Source organism: Pseudomonas sp. ZL2, assembly GCF_054788455.1.
Genome location: NZ_JBGOGX010000001.1, coordinates 18,690 through 36,259 on the forward strand (window position 1 = coordinate 18,690; position 17,570 = coordinate 36,259).

Genomic DNA, 17,570 nt, shown 5'->3' on the forward strand with positions numbered 1-17,570 from the left:
GCCGCTCCGCCAAGCTGCATGCCTGACGATTGGTTTGCAGGAGTTTGAATTCATGCGCAGGGCAGCTTTGGGCCTATTCGGCCTGCTGGGAGTATTGAGCCTGGTCCCCCAGGCCAGCGCCGAGGGCAATGCCGATTACAGCATATTGACCATTTCTCGCGAGCGCCTGGAAGTGGCGACCTCGTGCGAGATCGGCGTGTACCTGGATGACCAGCTTTCGGCGCGGCTGTTTCAGGAGCAGTCGACCTCGTTCAACCTGCCGCCGGGCCAGGTCGCGGTGCGTCTGCGCCTGTTGCCGGCACAGATGCCGGGCTGCCAGAACGGCCTGGAGAACCAGCGCAGCCAGCAACTGACATTGAGGGCCGGCGAGATCAATAAATACCGCATTGCCGTGGATCAGAATGGCCTCAAGCTGATCAGGGCCGGCCTGGGCTATTGACCTTCCCCGCATGGCAAGGTTGATGCTTGAGGCCTGTCCAAGGAGGAGTGCCCCATGTCCGCATCTACCACGTTCGACCTGCCGATTGCCGGCATGACCTGCGCCAGCTGTGCTGGCCGGGTCGAGCGCGCCCTGCGCAAGGTCGTTGGTGCCGAACAGGTCAGTGTCAACCTGGCCACCGAACAGGCCCGGGTCCAGGCCCCGGCCGACAGCCTGCCAGCGCTGGTCGAAGCCGTTGAGCAAGCCGGCTACAGCGTGCCATCCCAGACCCTCGAGCTGCAGATCGGCGGCATGACCTGCGCCTCCTGCGCCGGGCGCGTCGAACGCGCCCTGGCCAAGGTTCCGGGCGTGCAGCAGGTAACCGTCAACCTGGCCAACGAACGCGCGCACTTGCAGCTGTTTGGCCAGGTCGACAGCAGCGTGCTGATCGATGCCGTCAGTCATGCCGGCTACTCGGCAAGCCTGCCGCAAAGTGCCAAAGTCAACCAGGCCGATGCCGAACGCCGCCTGCGCAAGGAGCGCTGGTCGGTGGCCCTGGCGGTGCTGCTGGCCTTGCCGCTGGTGCTGCCGATGCTGCTGCAACCCTTTGGCATCCACTGGATGCTGCCGGCCTGGGCGCAGTTTGTCCTGGCCACCCCGGTGCAGTTCATTCTCGGTGCGCGTTTTTATGTCGCTGCGTGGAAAGCCGTGCGCGCCGGCGCCGGCAACATGGACCTGCTGGTGGCCATCGGCACCAGCGCCGGCTACGGCCTGAGTCTCTACGAATGGGCCACGGCCACGGACGGCATCATGCCGCACCTGTACTTCGAAGCCTCGGCCGTGGTGATTGCCCTGATCCTGCTCGGCAAATACCTGGAAAGCCGTGCCAAACGCCAGACCGCCAGTGCCATCCGGGCGCTGGAGGCCTTGCGCCCGGAACGCGCGCTGTTGCTGGTCGACGGCCAGGAGCGCGATGTCGCCATCAGCGAACTGCGCCTGCATGACCTGGTGCTGGTCAAGCCTGGCGAGCGCTTCCCGGTTGACGGTGAAGTGATCGAAGGCCAGAGCCACGCCGACGAAGCCTTGATCAGCGGCGAAAGCCTGCCGGTGCCGAAACAGCCTGGCGACAAGGTCACCGGCGGCGCGATCAACGGTGAAGGCCGTCTGTTGGTACGCACCCTGGCGCTGGGCACGGAAACCGTGCTGGCACGGATCATCCGCCTGGTCGAAGACGCCCAGGCCGCCAAGGCGCCGATCCAGAAACTGGTTGACCGGGTCAGTCAGGTGTTCGTCCCGGCCGTACTGGTGCTGGCGCTGCTGACCCTGGTCGGCTGGCTGCTCACCGGCGCGCCAATGGAATACGCACTGATCAACGCCGTAGCCGTGCTGGTGATCGCCTGCCCGTGCGCCCTGGGCCTGGCCACACCGACAGCGATCATGGCCGGCACCGGCGTCGCCGCCCGCCACGGCATCCTGATCAAGGACGCCGAAGCCCTGGAGCGCGCCCATGCGGTCAACCGTGTGGTGTTCGACAAGACCGGTACCCTGACCTCCGGCAGCCCGCGCATTGTCCACAGCCGTGCGGTAGTGGGTGACCAGGCGCAGTTGCTGCAACTGGCCGGCGCCCTGCAGCGCGGCAGCGAGCACCCGCTGGCCAAGGCGGTGCTGGATGCCTGTGAAGAACAGGGCCTGGCGGTGGCCGACATCAACAACAGCCAGTCGCTGACCGGCCGCGGTATCGCCGGCAGCCTCGATGGCCGCGAGCTGGCCCTGGGCAACCGGCGCCTGCTGGATGAAAGTGGCCTGCAAGCGGGCGAGCTGGCCAGCAGCGCCCAGGCCTGGGAAGCCGAAGGCCGTACCCTGTCGTGGTTGATCGAGCGCAGCCCGCAGGCGCGGGTGCTGGGCCTGTTCGCCTTCGGTGACAGCCTCAAGACCGGTGCCGGGCAAGCAGTGCGGCAACTGGCCGGGCAAGGCATCAGCAGCCACCTGCTGACCGGCGACAACCGCGGCAGCGCCAAGGTGGTGGCCGAAGCTCTGGGCATCACTGACGTGCACGCCGAAGTGCTGCCTGCCGACAAGGCCGCAACCGTCGCCGTGCTCAAGCAGTCCGGCGTGGTGGCCATGGTCGGTGACGGCATCAACGATGCCCCGGCGCTGGCCGCTGCGGACATCGGCATCGCCATGGGCGGCGGCACCGACGTGGCCATGCAGGCGGCGGGGATCACCCTGATGCGCGGCGATCCGCGCCTGGTGCCGGCAGCCCTGGAGATCAGCCGCAAGACCTACGCCAAGATCCGCCAGAACCTGTTCTGGGCGTTTATCTACAACCTGATCGGTATTCCCCTGGCCGCCTTCGGCATGCTCAACCCGGTGCTGGCCGGCGCAGCCATGGCCCTGTCGAGCGTCAGTGTGGTCAGCAACGCGTTGTTGCTGAAAACCTGGAAACCCGCCACCCCGCCTGAGGACGATGCCCAATGAATATCGGCCAAGCCGCCCGCCGCTCAGGCTTGAGCGCAAAGATGATCCGCTACTACGAGTCGATCGGCCTGCTCAAGCCGGCCCTGCGCAGCGACAGCGGCTATCGCCTGTACCAGCAGGAAGACCTGCACCAGCTGGCCTTCATCAAGCGCTCGCGGGACCTGGGGTTTTCCCTGGAAGAAGTCGCCCGCCTGCTGACCCTGTGGCAGGACCGTCAGCGCGCCAGTGCCGACGTCAAGGCCCTGGCCAGCCAGCACATTGACGACCTCAACCGGCGCATCGAAGAGTTGGTGAGCTTGCGTGACACCTTGAGCGAGCTGGTTGCCCACTGCCAGGGCGACGACCGTCCGGACTGCCCGATCCTCAAGGACCTGGCAGCCGGCGGCAGTTGCTGTCAGTAACGGCGCTTACTGAAGCCAGGGCGGCGCCGGTTCTTCGTCCTTGACCGCCCCCCGTTCGGCGTCGGCCCTGGCCGCGCGCCGGCGGGCGTCATCGATGCGCGCCGCGTCGATTTCGCGCATCACCCCGTCAACATCGGCGCTGTGCTCGTCGTCGGCGAACACACCGGTCAGCGGGCTTTCCGGGAGCAAATCGCCGGCCTGGTACAAGGCCCACATCTCGCGGGCGTAGCGGGTCTGCTTGAGCTCCGGGGCAAAGCGCCCGAAGTACGCGGCCATGTTGCCGACATCGCGTTCGAGCATGCTGAACGCGTGGTTGTTGCCGGCGGCGTCCACCGCTTGCGGCAGGTCGATGATCACCGGCCCGTCAGGCCCGAGCAGCACGTTGAACTCCGAGAGGTCGCCATGGACCAGGCCGGTGCAGAGCATCAGCACGATCTGGCGAATCACGAAGGCGTGGTAGTCCCGGGCCTGCTCAGGCTCCAGGTGCACGTCGTTCAGACGCGGCGCAGCATCACCGTGCTCGTCGGCCACCAGCTCCATGAGCAGCACGCCATCGAGAAAATCATAAGGCTTGGGCACCCGCACACCGGCATTGGCCAGGCGAAACAGCGCCGCCACTTCGGCGTTCTGCCAGGCGTCTTCGGCCTCCTTGCGGCCGAACTTTGAGCCCTTGGCCATGGCCCGGGCCTGGCGGCTGTTGCGCACCTTGCGGCCTTCCTGGTACTCGGCGGCCTGGCGGAAACTGCGCTTGTTGGCTTCTTTATAGACCTTGGCGCACCGTAGCTCCCGACCGCAGCGGACCACATACACCGCAGCCTCCTTGCCACTCATCAGCGGTCGCAGTACTTCGTCGACCAGTCCATCTTCAACCAGCGGTTCAATGCGTTTTGGAGTCTTCATCGGTTTCTGTCGGGGGTCCTGTCTGGCCAAACACGTGATTGTTATAGGTCACAGGTCTTGGAACCTGCTTGTCGCTGAATCAAGACCGCACTGCGTTGTAACGGCAATCTGCCTGACTTGCCATTCTTTTTCTGCCCGAGCGCGACCAATCGGTCACAAAAATCGCCAAACACCAATAAATACGGGGTTAATTACGCAAGTAACACTTTATTTCCAGCGCCCATGGCCGATGTAGTCTGCAGCAGCCTCGTACGTTTACAAGAAAAATACTGGAGCGCGGATGAACATAAAACAAAAACTGACCTGGGCCTTCGCCGTGATCGCCGGTTTGCCGGTGATCCTGGTCGCCACCCTGGTGGTCCTCAACCTGCGCAGTGAAGCCCGCGAAGGCTTCGTCGACGGCAGCAGCCGCGAGATCCGCCAGGTGGCCAACGCCATGCAACTGTTCTTCGAAGGCATCAGCCAGAACGTCGACTACCTGGCCGCCCAGCCGCTGGTCAGCGCTACCGGCAACGACGTGAAAAAGTACCTGGGCGCAGATGCTCCACAAATTGCCCTGGGCGAACAGGACAAGAAACTCTACGACTTCTTCGCCAGCCTCGCCGCCAGCCATCCCGCTTACTCCTACGTGTCCTACGGCCTGAGCGACGGCGGTTACGCCTTCTGGCCGGGCGACGCGAAAATGGCCAACTACGACCCGCGCCAACGCCCCTGGTACCAGGCGGCCATGGCCAACCCGGGCAAGACCCTGCGCACCGACGCCTATTACTGGGCGGGCGATGACGCGGTGCTGGTCAGCACCGTGCGCGCCGTGCCCAACCAGCTCGGCAACCCCGGTGGCGTGGTCAACATCGACGTGTCGCTCAAGCAGCTGACCGAGATCGTCAAGCAGATCAAGCTCGGCGAAAGCGGCTACCTGATGCTGCTTGAAGACAACGGCAGCGTGCTGGTCGACCCGCGCGATCCGGCGCACAACTTCAAGCCGCTGGGCAGCCTCGGCGAGGGCTATGCGCAACTGGCCAAGGCCGGCAAGGGCCTGGTCGAGGTCGAGCTGGATGGCGAACGCTACATGGCCAACGTCTGGCCCTCGGAGCAACTGGGCTGGAACTTCATCGGCCTGATCCGTCATGACGAAGTGATGCACACTGCCACCCAGCTGACCTGGCTGGTCGCCGCCCTCGCCATCGTGCTGGCGGCGGTATTTGCCCTGGTCGGTGCCACCTTTGCCAAGCTCATCGTGCGCCCGATCCACAGCGTTACCAGCGGCCTGGAAGGCATCGCTCAGGGTGAAGGCGACCTGACCCGCAGCCTGGAAGTACGCGGACGTGACGAAACCGCGCAACTGGCCAGCTGGTTCAACCAGTTCCTCGCGGCGATCCGCAACCTGATCCAGAGCATCGGCCAGGCGGCGAACAAGATCCTCGCCACCTCCAGCAGCTCGACCCAGGTCTCCAATGACATGGCCGAAGCCGCCGGGCGCCAGCGTGAAGCGGTGGACATGGTGTCGACCGCCTTTCACGAAATGGTCGCCACCGCCAACGAAGTCGCGCGCTCCTGCAGCCAGGCCGCCGACTCGGCCGACAGTGGCCAGCAACAGGCCCGCGAAGGCCAGCAGCAGATCGATGCGGCAGTGCAGAGCGTCGATCGCCTGAGCCAGGAGATCGAACAGTCGGCGCAGTCGATGCAGCAACTCGAACGCGATAGCAATGCGATCCAGTCGATCCTCGGCACCATCCGCTCGATTGCCGAGCAGACCAACCTGCTGGCCCTCAATGCGGCCATCGAAGCCGCCCGCGCCGGTGAGCAGGGCCGTGGTTTTGCCGTGGTCGCCGACGAGGTGCGGGCCCTGGCCAAGCGCACCGCCGACTCAACGGCCGAGATCGACAACCTGCTCGGCAACCTGGCCAACCGCACCAGTGAAGTGGCCCAGCAGATGCACGCGAGCCTGGAAGTGTCGCAACAGTCGGTCAGCCGCATCGGCCTGGCGCGCAGCAGTTTCGGGCAAATTCGCGAGTCGGTGGACATCATCCGCGACATGAACACCCAGATCGCCACCGCCGCCGAAGAACAGCACCAGGTGGCCGAAGACATCAACCGCCATATCAGCCAGATCCACGGCGATGCGCAGCTGGTGGCCGAGCTGGCCAACTCGGCGCGGCAGGACTCGCAGAGCCTGGCCGGTTTGTCCAATGAACTGGATGCGCTGGTACGGCGCTTCCGTACCTGACGGCTACAGGCGCAGCTCGCCCGGGGTGAAGCCGAACAGGCCCTTGAAGGCAGCGATGTAGGCCGAAGAGGCGTCGTAAGCGCAGCCATCGACCACCCGTTCCAACTGATCGTCTGCTCGATCATGGCCGAGCACTACGCCAACCGCCCGGCCCCGGTGGCCAGCCAGTCGGTACGGGTCAACGCTCGATGATCGCCGTCACGCCCTGACCGCCAGCGGCGCAAATCGAGACCAGGCCACGGCCCTTGCCGGCGGTGGCCAGCAACTTGGCCATGTTGGCCAGAATGCGCCCCCCGGTGGCCGCGAAGGGATGCCCGGCGGCCAGTGAGCTGCCCTTGACGTTGAGCTTGCTGCGGTCGATTGCACCCAGTGGCGCGGCCAGGCCCAGGCGGGTTTTGCAGTACTCGGGGTCTTCCCAGGCCTTGAGGGTGCACAGCACTTGCGCGGCGAAGGCCTCGTGGATTTCGTAGTAATCGAAGTCCTGCAGGGTCAGGCCATTGCGCGCCAACAAGCGCGGCACGGCGTAGGCCGGGGCCATCAACAACCCTTCGTGACCTTTGACGAAATCCACCGCGGCGGTCTCGCCATCGACCAGATAGGCCAGCACCGGCAAGCCACGCTCACGGGCCCAGTCTTCGCTGCCCAGCAGCACCACCGAGGCGCCATCGGTCAACGGCGTGGAATTACCTGCGGTCAGCGTGCCCTGCCCGCTGCGGTCGAACACCGGCTTGAGGCTGGCGAGTTTCTCCAGGGTCAGGTCCGGGCGCAGGTTGTTGTCGCGGGTCAGCCCCAGGAAGGGAGTAAGCAGATCGTCATGCCAGCCGTCGGTAAAGGCGGCGGCCATGTTCTGGTGGCTGCGCAGGGCCAGCTCATCCTGCTCCTGGCGTGGGATCTGCCAGGTCTTGGCCATCTGCTCGCAATGCTCGCCCATGGACAGGCCGGTGCGCGGCTCGCCGTTGCGCGGCAACTCGGGTTTGAGGTGACCGGGGCGCAGTTTGAGGAAGGCCTTGAGCTTGTCGACGGTAGTCTTGCCACGGTTGGCCTGGAGCAGGATCCGGCGCAAGCCTTCGCTCACCGCGATCGGCGCATCGGAGGTGGTATCAACGCCACCGGCAATGCCGCAGTCGATCTGCCCCAAGGCGATTTTGTTGGCTACCAGCAATGCCGTTTCCAACCCGGTGCCACAGGCCTGCTGCAAATCGTAGGCCGGCGTTTGCGCTGACAGCCGCGAGCCGAGCACGCTTTCGCGGGTCAGGTTCATGTCGCGAGAATGCTTGAGCACCGCTCCCGCCGCCACTTCGCCCAGGCGCAAGCCATGCAGGCTGTAGCGTTCGATCAGGCCCTCAAGCGCGGCAGTGAACATTGCCTGGTTGCTGGCGGTGGCGTAAGGGCCGTTGGAACGGGCGAAGGGAATGCGATTGCCGCCAATGATGGCGACCCGGCGCAGTGAGCGCATGCGTGATGTCCTCTTTTTCCCTAATGGTCCGCTACAGCGTAGGTGTTTTTTCTGCGGTCGAACGACCAATGGCCAATCATGGTCCACACTTTGAAGCTATTTCAGGGAGAACCGCACATGAGCGACCGCTATATCGACTTCGCCAACTCCGACCTTGGACGCCGCCTGGTAGGTGCCGTCGGCCTGCCCAGCCCGGCCCGCCTGGAGCGCTGGGAAGCCGGCCGTCTGCGGCCGATCGAAGGCGCGCTGCTGCTGGGTGGCGGGCCTCTGGCGAAGACCATCGAAGCCTTCGCCAAGCGCCTGACCGACGAGCTGTACAGCTTTGCCAGCCCTGAACTTGAGGCCAACGAGTGGGTGGCCGGGCTCGGGCCCAAGCTCAAGGCGGTGGTGTTCGATGCCAGTGAACTGGACGATATCGACCAGCTCAAGCAACTGCGCGAGTTCTTTCAGCCGCTGCTGCGCAGCCTGGCGTCCAGCGCTCATATCGTCATCCTCGGCCGCGCCCCGGAACAGCTCGACGACCCGCTGGCGCGCGTTGCCCAGCGTGCCCTCGAAGGCTTCAGCCGCTCCCTGGCCAAGGAGCTGCGCGCCGGCGGCACCCTGCAACTGCTGTATGTGAACGAAGCGGCCGAGGACCAGCTTGAAGGCGCCCTGCGTTTCTTTCTTTCACCGAAAAGCGCGTTCATCTCCGGCCAGGTACTGCGCCTGGAGGCCTGCGGCACAGCGGTGCAGGACTGGAGCCGGCCGCTGGCGGGGCGCAAGGCACTGGTCACTGGCGCGGCCCGGGGCATCGGTGCGGCGATTGCCGAAACCCTGGCCCGCGATGGCGCCGAGGTGATCCTGCTCGATGTGCCACCGGCCAAGGCCGACCTCGAGGCCCTGGCCGCGCGTTTGGGCGGGCGCAGCCTGGCCCTGGACATCTGCGCGGCGGACGCCCCGGCGCAGTTGCTCGAAGGTCTGCCCGACGGCATCGACATCGTCGTGCACAACGCCGGCATCACCCGCGACAAGACCCTGGCCAACATGACCCCGGAGTTCTGGGACTCGGTGCTGGCGGTCAACCTCAAGGCCCCGCAATTACTGACCCAGGCACTGTTCGACAGCGGCGCCCTGCACGACAACGCGCGCATCGTGCTGCTGGCCTCGATCAGCGGCATCGCCGGCAACCGTGGCCAGGCCAACTACGCCGCCAGCAAGGCAGGGCTGATCGGCCTGGCCCAGGCCTGGGCGCCGAAGCTGGCCGAACGCGGCGCCAGCATCAACGCCGTGGCCCCCGGGTTTATCGAAACGCGCATGACCGCGGCCATCCCTTTCGCCCTGCGCGAGGCCGGGCGGCGCATGAGTTCGCTGGGCCAGGGCGGCTTGCCCCAGGATGTCGCCGAAGCGGTGGCCTGGCTGGTGCAGCCGGGCAGCGGCGCGGTCAATGGCCAGGTGCTGCGGGTCTGCGGCCAAGCCGTGATGGGGGCCTGAACATGACCCGAAAATGGATTGAGCTGGGCAACACTGCGGCGCTTTCCGGGCTGTACCTGCGCGCCGCGCGCAAACGCAAGATCAGCGGCGACAGCCTGCCCGCCACTGGCTTGCGTTGCCACCTGAACGTCGATCCGCAGCAGTTGCAGGCCTACCGCAAACTTTGTCACTTCAGCGACGACGGGCGCCTGCCGCCCACCTTCCCGCATGTCATGGCCTTCGCCCTGCAAATGCAGTTGCTGACGGCCAAGGACTTTCCCTTCCCGTTGCTGGGGCTGGTGCACCTGCACAACAGCATTCGCGTCGTGCGGCCCCTGGGCGGCATCAGTCGCCTGCGTTTCAGCGTGCATGTGGACAACCTGCAGCCCCACGAGAAAGGCGGCACCTTCGAGCTGATCACCGAAGCCGAGGACAGCCTTGGCCTGCTCTGGTCCGAGACCAGCCGCATGCTCTGCCGGGGTTTGAAACCGGCCGGCGAACCGGCCGCGGTCGAAGCGCCTGAAGCCCTGCCCTTGAGCGAACTGACCCGCTGGTATGCCGACAGCGATATCGGCCGGCGCTACGCCAAGGTCTGCGGCGACTACAACCCGATCCACCTGAGCGCCGCCAGCGCCAGGCTGTTCGGTTTCCCCACCGCCATTGCCCATGGCATGTGGAGCAAGGCCATGGCCCTGGCAGCCTTGCGCGGGCATCTGCCGGTCAGTGGATATGAGATCGAGGTGGACTTCCTTAAACCGGTGCGCCTGCCCAGCGAGGTGATCCTCAATGCCAGCCCGACGGCGGCCGAGGGCCAGTTGCAACTCGACGGCCATGGCGAGCTGGTGCACATGCGCGGGGCCTGGCGGCCATTGAGCTGACAGCACCCCTTGCGTTGCGACAGCGCCCGCCTGAAGCTATGCCGCTTGAGGAGAGCCCCGATGAACCTGCAAGAACTGACCCAACGCCTGCACCGCATCCGCGACAACAACGACTGGCGCGGCTTTCACAGCCCAAAGAACCTGGCCATGGCCGCCAGCGTCGAGATGGCCGAACTGGTGGAAATCTTCCAGTGGCTGACTGAAGACCAGTCGCGCCAGCTGCCGCCCGAGCAACTTGAGCACGCCGGGCAGGAAGTCGGCGATATCGTCCTTTACCTGTTGCTGCTGTGCAGCGAGCTGGGCCTGGACATGGAGCAGGTAGTCAAAAGCAAACTGGCCGACAGCGAAAGGCGTTTTGCCAAATGAACGACCGTCATTTCGATGAACTGGCCACCCGTTTCGCCGAGAAAATCTACGGGGGTGCCAAGGGTGCGATCCGCCTCGCGGTGCTTCAGGCCGACCTGGCCGAAGCCCTGCCCGAGCGCCCGCTGCGGGTGCTGGATATCGGCGCGGGCCTGGGCCATATGTCTCTGTGGCTGGCGCAACGCGGACATCAGGTTACCCTGGCCGAACCCGCCGCACCGATGCTCGACGGTGCCCGCGAACGCTTTGCCGAAGCCGGCCAACAGGCCACTTTCATTCAGGCCCCCTGGCAGGACCTGCTCGGCCAGCTGACTGAACCCTATGACCTGGTACTGTGCCATGCGGTGCTGGAATGGTTGGCCGAACCCGAGGCCATCCTGCCGGTGCTGCATCAACTGACCCGTGCCGATGGCTGGCTGTCGCTGGCGTTCTACAACCGCGACGCGCTGGTGTACCGCAACCTGCTCAAGGGCCATTTCCGCAAACTGCGCAGCAATGAACTGGCCGGTGAAAAGCAGAGCCTGACCCCGCAAAAACCACTTGATCCACGCACGCTCAAGGCGCAACTTGAAGACTTGTGGAAGGTCGAAAGTGAAAGTGGTGTACGGGTTTTCCACGACTACATGCCCCGCGACTTCCAGGCCAAGGCCGAACTGCTCGACCTGCTGGAGATGGAGTTGGCGCATCGTCGTCATCCGGCTTTCGCCGGGCTGGGCCGCTACCTGCACTGGATCTGTCGACCGCGCTGAACCGCGCCCGCCGGGAGGGTGACATGCCGTACCGTTTGACCCTGGGCCTGCTGTGCCTGGCCCTCGCCGCCTGCCAGGGCAGCAACCCCTACGTCGCCAGTTCCCGGCCATTGCCGCCGGCGCCGGCACACGCGGCCAACACCTTCGATGTCAGTGCCTACCCCGCCGCGCCGCGCGACTATGCCCGCTACCGCAGCTGGGCCTGGCGCGACGGCCAGTTGCCGGCTGGCAGCACCTATGCAGAACCCGCCCAGCTGGCCGATGCCGTGAGCAATGCCCTCGACCAGCGCGGCCTGCGTCCGGCACGCAACGGACAAGGCGGGGATTTGCTGGTCAGTGCCGACCTGCGCCTGGAACGGCGCCTGCGCCAGGTTCGCGAAGACTACTACCCCTATGACGCCTACCCTTATGGCGGTTACGCTGGCTACGGCAGTTACGGCCGCTACCACAACGGCTACGGGGTCTACGGCAGTGTCCCGCTGGTGCGTACCTACGAGGTCGAAGTAATGGTGGTGCGCGTTGACCTGTATGACGCCCGCGACGGCCAGCCGGTATGGAGCGCCAGCGCCGAAACCGCCAGCCAGGATTCCCAGGGCAAGCGCGCCGATGCCTTGCGTGAGTCGGTGCAAAAGGCGCTGGCCAGCTATCCTCCCAGTTAAAGGCAATCGGAGAACCATCATGTTGCGCCGTCTCGCTTTACTCTCGTTAGTGCTGTTGCTCGGCGCCTGCCAGAGCGGCAACGTTACCCAGGACTTCGATGCCAGCCGTGACTTTGCCGCCTACCGCAGCTGGGTCTGGCAGGAGCCGGGGCTGCAGTACCGCCCGGACGATCCGCGGATCAAGAGCGACCTCACCGAACAACGCATCCGCCAGGCGGTGGCCGGCCAACTCGACCAGCGCGGCCTGCGCCCGGCCCCGGGCAACAGCCGCGGTGACCTCAAGGTCCAGGCCTACCTGATCGTCGAAAACCGTCAGCAACAAATCACCACCAACTACGGCGGCGGTTGGGGTGGCTACTGGGGCGGCTACTGGGGTGGGCCGATGTACAACGAAACCCGCAGCGTCGACTACAAGGTGGCAACCATCCAGGTCGACCTGTTCGATGCCCGCGATGGCAAGCTGGTGTGGCGCGGCAGTGCCGAACAGATCATGAACAATTACCCGCCAAGCCCGGAAGAACGCAACACGGCGATCCAGAACACCGTCGCCAAACTGATGGGCAACTACCCGCCACGTTGAGCCTCACCCGCCAGTCGCCATGCAGGCGACTGGCCATTATGTTGACTACACTTCTCGCACTGCTGCCCCGCGCGGCCATGGGCCGGCAAAGGAGTGCTCGTGTCTTCTCGCTTTCCAGCACGGCAACGTGGCGCTATCGGGCTGTTGGCTGCCCTGACCCTGGGCATGGCCCTGGTGTTCGTGCTGATGGTGGTTGACACCGGCAGGTTGTTCCTGGAGCAGCGCAAATTGCAGCGGGTAGCCGACATGGCGGCACTTGAGGCCGTCAATGGCAAGGGCACTTGCCTGCCGACAGGTCCCAGCGCACAGACGCTGGCAGTGCGGGCAGCGACCCGTAATGACCATGCCCCAGGCGCCAATCACAGCCTGCAGGTGGAATGTGGCAGCCTGCAGACCGGTGCCGGCAGCTTGCGCGTGTTCACTGCCGATTCCACCAAGGCCGATGCGGTCCGGGTGACGGCCGGCATTACCCTGGAGACCAGTATTGCCGCCGGTATCCGCTCGCTGGTGGCCTCCGCCACCTTTGACCCCAGCACCCGCCTCAGCGCCCAGGCAACCGCGGCCCAGCCCGGTCCGCCGCTGGCCCGCCTGAACATTCGCAGTACCTTGCTGAACATCGACTCGTCACGTTCGGCGCTGCTCAATACACTGATGAGCACATTGCTGGGCAGCCAGGTCAATTTGAGCCTGGCCCAGTGGCAGGGCTTGTTGCAGGCCGACGTCAATCTGCTCAACTACCTCGATGCCCTGGCGATCAAGACCCAGGTCAGCGCAGGCAACTACACCGAACTGCTGGGCAAGACCCTCAATGTCGGTGAAGCCCTGAAGGTCATGGCCACGGTGGCGGCGCAGAACAATCCGCTGGTGGATGTCAGCGGCCTGAACCAGCTCGGTGTGCAGGCCGGGAATGCAGGGGGCATTGTCCTGGGCGATTTGCTCGATATCCAGAATGGCGGCTCGAGTGCCGGGCTGGACGCAAATCTGCAAGCCCTGCAATTGGTCCAGGGCATGGTGCAACTGGCCAACAGCGCCCATGGTGCCGAGGTCAGCCTGCCGGTCAACCTGCTGGGCCTGGCCAATATCTCGACCCGGGTAAAAATCATCGAGCCGCCGCAGTTTTCCGCCCTGGGCAATCCGGCCAAAGCCACGGCAGACCCAAAAGATCCCGAGCAGATCTATGTTCGCACCGCCCAGACGCGCATCCTGATCAAGGTCGACCTGGGACCGCTGCTCGGAGGCATCAACCTGGGGATCATCCAGGTATTGCCCAACCCCAGCCTCGACGTGGGCTTGGCGGTCGGCAGCGCCAGCAGCCATGTCACCGGCTATAACTGCGCCTCGGCCGCCAGCAAGAGCCTGACCGTGCGCAACGAGGCAGCAGCGGTGAAAGTGCTGATCGGCACAATCAACAGCAGCAACTTCTTCTCATCGGTCAAGCCGGTCGACGCCAGCCCGCTGGTGCTGCTGAAGGTGCTGGGAATCGACATCGGCCTGGGCGCAAACTCACCGCTGTTCAGCCAGGGCGAATCTTTCACCTACCTCAAGCCACCTGAGCTCGAACAAGACTCGGCCAACCACCTGCTCAGCTCGAAGAATATCGTTGCCAGTGTGCGCAGTACCCTGCAGGGCCTGGAGCTGACCCCGCAGATCCCGCTGGTCAGCCTGTTGCTCAACACCGTTTCAGGCTTGATTGGCACTTTGCTCGGTTCGCTGCTCGACCCGATCATCAACAACCTGCTGATGCTCCTGGGTATCGACCTGAACCAGGTGGAGATTGGTGCCAACCTCAGTTGCCACAGCGGTCGCGCTCAACTGATGATCTGAGCCCGTGGCAGCTCGATGCAGAACCGCGCACCCAGCTCACCATTCTCGACACTCAGGCAGCCGCCCATGGTGTCAATGATGCCGTAGCTCACCGACAGCCCAAGGCCAGTGCCGACCCCCACCGGCTTGGTGGTGAAGAACGGCTCGAAGATGCGTTCGAGCAAACGCGGTTCGATGCCGCCGCCGTTATCCTCGACCCATAGCCGCACCTGCCGCGCATCGCACTCAAGCCCCAGGGCAATCCACGGCTGCAGGTCGCGTTGCTGCTCCCGCCGGGCCAGCAGGGCATCGCGGGCGTTGACCAGCAGGTTGATCAGCACCTGCTCCAACTGATCCTGATGACCACTGACCTGCACGTCGTGCTCAGGGGGCTGCACGCGCAGCTCCACACCCTTGCCGCGCAAGCCGTCAGCTAGCAACGACAACGCCCCCTCAACGGCCTGCCAGGGCGCGAACAGTTGCTGTTCGACTTCCGAGCGCCGACCGAACACGCGCATATGGTCGACCACCTTCGAGGCGCGCAGCACCTGGGCATCGATGCGTTTGAGCTTGTCTTGCAGGTAGTCGACCTGGACCTCGCCGTTTTCCAGGCGCTTGAGCGCATTGACCACGGCCATGCGCATCACGTTGAGCGGTTGGTTGATCTCGTGGGCAAGCCCGGTGGCCATTTCACCGAGGGTGGCCATTTTCGCGCTTTGCAGCAGTTGCTGCTGGGTGCGCCTGACTTGTGTGTTGTCGCGGCCCACCGCCTGGATTTCCTGTAACTGGCCATGCTCGTCGAACAACCCGCGATCGGACCACACCCACCAGGCATGCTCGCGCCCCGGTAATTGCAGGCAAATCTCTGCGTTGCTGACCGGTTGCTCTGGCGTCAGCCCGGCCAGGCGCTCGACAAAGGCCTGGCGCTGCGCCTCGGACAGCCATTGGCCAAGGTTCAAGCCAGCCAGCTGCGCGGGTGAACACTCCAGGTAATCGGCCAGCGGCTGGTTGCCGAACACCAGGCTCAGGTCGGGCCGGTAGCGACAGATCATCGCCGGGGAGTCCTCGACCAGCACCCGATAGCGTTCCTCGCTCTGACGCACTTTTTCCGCAGCGGCGGTCGCCTCGCTGACATCCAGCCAGATGCCCACCACCTCGACCGGCAGGCCCAGGTCATCACGCAGCAGACGCGCTTCATCGAGTACCCAGTGATAGCCCCCTTGATGGTCACGCAGGCGATAGCGACTGCGACTAGAGCCTTCGCGTAACAGAATGCGGGTACGCTCCAGCCACAGTGGCTGATCGTCGGGATGCAACCACTGGCCAGGTTGCAGAGGCTCGTCCGCCCGGGGCTGCCAACCGAGCAGCGGCTCCAGGCTGGCACTGAAGAATTCCGACAGCAACGCCCCCTCGTGGTAACGCTGGACGTAGATGACCGCCGGTGAACTGGCGATCAGGTTTTCCAGGCGCGCCTGGGCAGCGCTGGCCTGCAGCTGCTGCGTCTTGATATCGCTGATGTCGAGCATGAAGCCCTGCACCCGCCGGTTACCGCCGCTGCCGTGCACCTGGCCGCACACCCGGTACCAGCGCGGCTGCGCCTGGGCGTTGTGGTCGAGCAGGCGCAGGTTCAGTTGCACGGCGCAGCCCTGGCGTTGCAGGTCGCCAAAGGCCAGCTGAGTCGCTTCCCGGTCTGCCGGGTGCACGCGGCTCAGCCATTGATTGACCGTCAGCGCTGGCGGAATGCCCAGGCTCTCGGCCAGCGCCGGGTCCAGGTGCAACTGCGGCTCATCCAGACGCCACTGCCACCAGCCAGCCCCCAGTTGCAGCTGCAGGCTGTCCAGGCGCTCGCTTTGCTGATCCAGTTGATGCGCAGCCAGACGACCGAGTAGCGGCTCGACAAAAGCAGCGGCAACCAGTAATGCATCCAGCGCTTGCAGGACCTCTTGCGGCTCGACACAGATCAGCCAAGCCTGATTGACCTGCCCTTGCGCATAGGCCAGCAGATAGGTCGACAGCCCCGGCAGCAAGTCCTGCAGGCCAGGCTCAGTGGCGCTGCTGATCATACTGGCGGGCAGTTGACGATCCAGCACAGGCGCAAGCTGTTCATCACGCGGCCAGTGCAACGCGTCGCCACTGCAAGCGTAGGTTTGCCAGCCCTGATCCGTTTGCACCAGCACCCGCGCGCCCCTGGCCCGCCAGTGCCGTACCAGCCAGTTGAGCTGCTCTTCGGCCACCACCTGCAGGCGCTCGATAGTGCAGGCGCGCAAGGCGCAGGCCAGGTGCGCGGTCAGGTGCTGCTGGCGCTCGGCAGCCAGGGCTTGCTGGCGGTGCTGCAACAGGTCGCCAATGTCGAACAGTTGCAGCAACCAGCCACCGCTTTGCGCCAGCAACCAGCCGCGGGTGTGCAAGGTACGCCCGCCAGCCGCCTTGAAATCCAGTTCCAGTGGTTGGCCCTGCCAGTCTGGCGGCTCGCCTTCGAGCACCAGCAGGCTGTAGGGCTGCACGTAGTCGTGCAGACGCACGCCGGCCTGGGTCGGCAACGCCAGCACCGAGCGCAGCGGGCCTGCCAGGCGTAGCACGCGGGCGGAACCATCCAACCAGAGTTGCAGGCCCACGGCAGGCACATCGGCCGGTTGCGGCACTGGCTCCTCGGCTGGCGCGGCGCGCCCGCGCCAGCGCTCGAACAGGCTATGCCCGCCACTCACAGCTGCAGGCTCGCTTCGGCCTTGAGGCTGGCGGGCAAGCGCGGTACTTCACCGATCCCCGGCAGGTCCAGCACCGGCAACACCGAGGTCAGCTTGGCTTTGGCGTAATCGATCTTCACTGTCAGCAGCTTACCGGAGGTGAGCGTGACACTGGCATCGCTGTTCACCTGGAAATTCAACGACGCCGGCATCCACGCCAGTTGCTCACCGAGCACGCGCTTGGCCAGCGTGTTGACGTCAGCGCTGTGGGTCGCGCTGGCGGGGTCCAGCGCCACGCAACGGCGCACCGCTTCGCTGCTGGCCTGGTTGAACGATTGCAACATCAACATTGGCAAGCCGTAGCTGACCACCCCATAGAAGGCCGCGAAAAAGATCACGAATACCGCGACGAACTCGAGGGCTGCCGCACCTTTTTGCCGCTTGCACAGGCTTGCTTGCATGATCGCGTCTACCCTGACAGTGACACCTGAAAGACAGCATAGAATCATTCACCACAAAGGGATG

General features: G+C 65.0%; 15 protein-coding genes and 2 pseudogenes. 12 read left to right on the forward strand and 5 right to left on the reverse strand.

All coding sequences use genetic code 11. The features are described 5' to 3' along the window. Positions 1–52 precede the first annotated feature (52 nt). Genes ABM562_RS00090 through cueR form a run of 3 tightly spaced genes read left to right on the forward strand, consistent with a single transcriptional unit; the run spans position 53 to position 3,297 of the window. A complete protein-coding gene (locus ABM562_RS00090) occupies positions 53–439 on the forward strand; it encodes a hypothetical protein (RefSeq protein WP_134064427.1) in 387 nt (128 codons plus the stop codon). Positions 440–493: 54 nt separating this feature from the next. Further along, on the forward strand, positions 494–2,896 hold the full coding sequence (locus ABM562_RS00095; RefSeq protein WP_115088930.1) for a heavy metal translocating P-type ATPase: 2,403 nt from the start codon (positions 494–496) through the stop codon (positions 2,894–2,896). Then, positions 2,893–3,297, forward strand: coding sequence for a Cu(I)-responsive transcriptional regulator (gene cueR, locus ABM562_RS00100; RefSeq protein WP_115088932.1), 405 nt, complete (start codon positions 2,893–2,895; stop codon positions 3,295–3,297). Before ABM562_RS00095 ends, cueR begins: the two co-directional genes overlap by 4 nt. 6 nt (positions 3,298–3,303) lie before the next feature. Here cueR and ABM562_RS00105 read toward each other — a convergent pair whose 3' ends face one another. After that, on the reverse strand, positions 3,304–4,197 hold the full coding sequence (locus ABM562_RS00105) for a PA4780 family RIO1-like protein kinase (RefSeq protein ID WP_115088934.1): 894 nt from the start codon (positions 4,195–4,197) through the stop codon (positions 3,304–3,306). A gap of 280 nt (positions 4,198–4,477) precedes the next feature. On the opposite strand from ABM562_RS00105, the pseudogene ABM562_RS00110 reads away from it, so the two are divergent. Both ABM562_RS00110 and ABM562_RS00115 read left to right on the forward strand, forming a co-directional pair. Beyond that, positions 4,478–5,566 (forward strand): annotated as a pseudogene (locus tag ABM562_RS00110) (HAMP domain-containing protein); the annotation flags it as partial. 129 nt (positions 5,567–5,695) lie between these two features. Continuing rightward, positions 5,696–6,424, forward strand: coding sequence for a methyl-accepting chemotaxis protein (locus ABM562_RS00115; RefSeq protein WP_371857248.1), 729 nt, complete (start codon positions 5,696–5,698; stop codon positions 6,422–6,424). Positions 6,425–6,427: 3 nt separating this feature from the next. On the opposite strand, the pseudogene ABM562_RS00120 reads toward ABM562_RS00115, so the two are convergent. After that, positions 6,428–6,502, reverse strand: a pseudogene (locus ABM562_RS00120) (hypothetical protein); the annotation flags it as partial. Positions 6,503–6,602: 100 nt separating this feature from the next. Continuing rightward, entirely contained in the window at positions 6,603–7,880 is a 1,278-nt protein-coding gene (locus tag ABM562_RS00125; protein ID WP_233674694.1) for an acetyl-CoA C-acetyltransferase, read from the reverse strand. A gap of 117 nt (positions 7,881–7,997) precedes the next feature. On the opposite strand from ABM562_RS00125, the gene ABM562_RS00130 reads away from it, so the two are divergent. From ABM562_RS00130 to ABM562_RS00160, 7 genes are all read left to right on the forward strand, one after another. Beyond that, positions 7,998–9,350 carry a 3-oxoacyl-ACP reductase gene (locus tag ABM562_RS00130; RefSeq protein WP_460420410.1) on the forward strand — a complete coding sequence of 451 codons (1,353 nt, stop codon included), beginning with the start codon at positions 7,998–8,000 and terminating at the stop codon, positions 9,348–9,350. Between the two features lie 2 nt (positions 9,351–9,352). Next, on the forward strand, positions 9,353–10,207 hold the full coding sequence (locus tag ABM562_RS00135; RefSeq protein ID WP_115088942.1) for a MaoC family dehydratase: 855 nt from the start codon (positions 9,353–9,355) through the stop codon (positions 10,205–10,207). A gap of 60 nt (positions 10,208–10,267) precedes the next feature. Continuing rightward, complete coding sequence (locus tag ABM562_RS00140; RefSeq protein WP_115088943.1) at positions 10,268–10,573, forward strand: MazG-like family protein; 306 nt, start codon at positions 10,268–10,270, stop codon at positions 10,571–10,573. After that, positions 10,570–11,319, forward strand: coding sequence for a methyltransferase domain-containing protein (locus ABM562_RS00145; RefSeq protein ID WP_115088944.1), 750 nt, complete (start codon positions 10,570–10,572; stop codon positions 11,317–11,319). The genes ABM562_RS00140 and ABM562_RS00145 overlap by 4 nt, the downstream gene beginning before the upstream one ends. A 23-nt stretch (positions 11,320–11,342) precedes the next feature. Next, positions 11,343–11,978, forward strand: coding sequence for a DUF4136 domain-containing protein (locus ABM562_RS00150; protein ID WP_460420412.1), 636 nt, complete (start codon positions 11,343–11,345; stop codon positions 11,976–11,978). Positions 11,979–11,997: 19 nt separating this feature from the next. Continuing rightward, the gene (locus ABM562_RS00155) at positions 11,998–12,558 is read left to right on the forward strand and encodes a DUF4136 domain-containing protein (RefSeq protein WP_115088946.1); all 561 of its coding nucleotides are present in this window, start codon (positions 11,998–12,000) and stop codon (positions 12,556–12,558) included. Between the two features lie 99 nt (positions 12,559–12,657). Further along, positions 12,658–14,382: a pilus assembly protein TadG-related protein gene (locus ABM562_RS00160; RefSeq protein WP_460420415.1), complete on the forward strand. Its 1,725-nt coding sequence runs from the start codon at positions 12,658–12,660 to the stop codon at positions 14,380–14,382. Here ABM562_RS00160 and ABM562_RS00165 read toward each other — a convergent pair. Both ABM562_RS00165 and ABM562_RS00170 read right to left on the reverse strand, forming a co-directional pair. Then, positions 14,367–17,066, reverse strand: a complete 2,700-nt coding sequence (locus tag ABM562_RS00165) for a PAS domain-containing sensor histidine kinase (protein WP_460420417.1) — start codon at positions 17,064–17,066, stop codon at positions 14,367–14,369. The two genes, ABM562_RS00160 and ABM562_RS00165, sit on opposite strands and share 16 nt — an antisense overlap. Further along, the gene (locus tag ABM562_RS00170) at positions 17,063–17,506 is read right to left on the reverse strand and encodes a TadE/TadG family type IV pilus assembly protein (RefSeq protein WP_115088948.1); all 444 of its coding nucleotides are present in this window, start codon (positions 17,504–17,506) and stop codon (positions 17,063–17,065) included. Before ABM562_RS00170 ends, ABM562_RS00165 begins: the two co-directional genes overlap by 4 nt. Positions 17,507–17,570 lie beyond the last annotated feature (64 nt).

Bases quoted from the DNA above. Each gene is read 5' to 3' on its own strand.
- ABM562_RS00095 (WP_115088930.1), top strand. From the start codon at position 494: ATGTCCGCATCTACCACGTTCGACCTGCCGATTGCCGGCATGACCTGC.
- ABM562_RS00135 (WP_115088942.1), top strand. From the start codon at position 9,353: ATGACCCGAAAATGGATTGAGCTGGGCAACACTGCGGCGCTTTCCGGG.
- ABM562_RS00150 (WP_460420412.1), top strand. From the start codon at position 11,343: ATGCCGTACCGTTTGACCCTGGGCCTGCTGTGCCTGGCCCTCGCCGCC.
- ABM562_RS00155 (WP_115088946.1), top strand. From the start codon at position 11,998: ATGTTGCGCCGTCTCGCTTTACTCTCGTTAGTGCTGTTGCTCGGCGCC.
- ABM562_RS00105 (WP_115088934.1), bottom strand. From the start codon at position 4,197: ATGAAGACTCCAAAACGCATTGAACCGCTGGTTGAAGATGGACTGGTC.
- ABM562_RS00140 (WP_115088943.1), top strand. From the start codon at position 10,268: ATGAACCTGCAAGAACTGACCCAACGCCTGCACCGCATCCGCGACAAC.
- ABM562_RS00090 (WP_134064427.1), top strand. From the start codon at position 53: ATGCGCAGGGCAGCTTTGGGCCTATTCGGCCTGCTGGGAGTATTGAGC.
- ABM562_RS00170 (WP_115088948.1), bottom strand. From the start codon at position 17,506: ATGCAAGCAAGCCTGTGCAAGCGGCAAAAAGGTGCGGCAGCCCTCGAG.
- cueR (WP_115088932.1), top strand. From the start codon at position 2,893: ATGAATATCGGCCAAGCCGCCCGCCGCTCAGGCTTGAGCGCAAAGATG.
- ABM562_RS00115 (WP_371857248.1), top strand. From the start codon at position 5,696: ATGGTGTCGACCGCCTTTCACGAAATGGTCGCCACCGCCAACGAAGTC.
- ABM562_RS00130 (WP_460420410.1), top strand. From the start codon at position 7,998: ATGAGCGACCGCTATATCGACTTCGCCAACTCCGACCTTGGACGCCGC.
- ABM562_RS00145 (WP_115088944.1), top strand. From the start codon at position 10,570: ATGAACGACCGTCATTTCGATGAACTGGCCACCCGTTTCGCCGAGAAA.
- ABM562_RS00125 (WP_233674694.1), bottom strand. From the start codon at position 7,880: ATGCGCTCACTGCGCCGGGTCGCCATCATTGGCGGCAATCGCATTCCC.